Below are 1352 nucleotides of genomic sequence, written 5' to 3' on the forward strand. Positions count from 1 at the left end.
TGTGTGGACGGCTCTCCGTTGGCAAGGGATAATTTGAACTGAGCTTAGCTTGTTGAGGCGCCCATGTGTCCGGCCTTTGAGCGCGGTTTACATGACCGCTGGCCTTGATGCCTTTCGCGCGGGGCGAGGTCCCTATCAATTGCACGCACTCGAAGTGCTGGCGTCGAACGGGTTTTCCTGCTCCGGCGGTTTTCAACCGGCTTGTTGCGTCAGTTCACTCATGCCCTTTCCAACTTCGTTAGCGCCTTCAGGCGCGTGTCTCAGGCTGCCGGCACCTCGCGGTAAGGCTCGCCCGAAGCCAACATGGCCCAGATGATCCGGGCATTCTTGTTCGCCAGTGCCACGGCGGCCACCCGGGGCTTCTTGCGCTCAAGCAGCTGCGCGATCCACGGCCGCTTCGTGCTATTGCGCTGCGCATAGCGGACTACCGCCGTGGCACCCACGACAAGCAGTTCGCGCAAGTAGCCATTTCCGGCCTTGGTGATACTGCCAAGCTTCTCCTTGCCGCCGCTCGAGTTCTGCCGCGGGGTTAACCCGACCCAGGCCGACAGGCTCCGGCCGCTGGAGAAGATGGCCGGGTCCGGGACCGAGGCCACGATCGCGCTGGCCAGCAGCGGCCCGACTCCGGGTATCTTCATCAACCTGCACCCTGCCTCGCTCCTGCGTGCGTCGGCGAGAATCCGCCGGTCGTTGTCGAGGATCTGCTCCTTCACCATCTCCAACTGGCTGGCGAGCACCGCGAGGCTTACACGCGCCTCGCCGGGCAGACGGTTGTCAGTATCATCGGCTATCACCGCGAGCAGGCGCTCGAGGCCGATCCTTCCAACAGGCGCGGTGATCCCGAACTCGGCCAGATGGGCGCGCAAGGCGTTGGTGATCTGCGTGCGCTGGCGGGTCAGTATCTTCCTCACCCGGTGCAGCATCATCACCGCCTGCTGATCAGGCGTCTTCACGCCGACAAAGCGCATCGTGGGCCGCGTAACTGCCTCGCAGATCGCTTCTGCATCGGCCGCATCGTTCTTGCCGCGCTTGACATAGGGCTTCACATATTGCGGCGGCATCAACTTCACCTCGTGGCCAAGTTCCATCAGCTGCCTGGCCCAGTGATGCGAGGATGCGCACGCCTCCATGCCGACCAGACACGGCGGCAGCTTCTCGAACAGCTTCAGAAACTGCCCTCGCGAAACCCGGCGCTGCAAGACCACCGCTCCACTCTCATCGATCCCGTGAACCTGGAAAACCGACTTGGCCAGATCCACTCCAACAACCGCAACTGTCTCCATCTCTGCTCTCCTTTCCGACTCACTGGAGGGAAATTATCCCCCGAGGATGGAGAGCCGTCCACGTCATCA

At 62.4% G+C, this 1352-nt stretch carries 1 protein-coding gene; it reads right to left on the reverse strand.

Annotated elements, in window-relative coordinates:
- Positions 1-260 precede the first annotated feature (260 nt).
- Positions 261-1283, reverse strand: coding sequence for an IS110 family RNA-guided transposase (locus tag K3180_RS12820; RefSeq protein ID WP_221541342.1), 1023 nt, complete (start codon positions 1281-1283; stop codon positions 261-263).
- Positions 1284-1352 lie beyond the last annotated feature (69 nt).

The organism is Qipengyuania huizhouensis (assembly GCF_019711635.1).
GTDB classification, from domain to species: Bacteria; Pseudomonadota; Alphaproteobacteria; order Sphingomonadales; family Sphingomonadaceae; genus Qipengyuania; species Qipengyuania huizhouensis.

Excerpts from the sequence above, each read along its gene's own strand:
- K3180_RS12820 (WP_221541342.1), bottom strand. The coding sequence starts at position 1,283 with ATGGAGACAGTTGCGGTTGTTGGAGTGGATCTGGCCAAGTCGGTTTTC.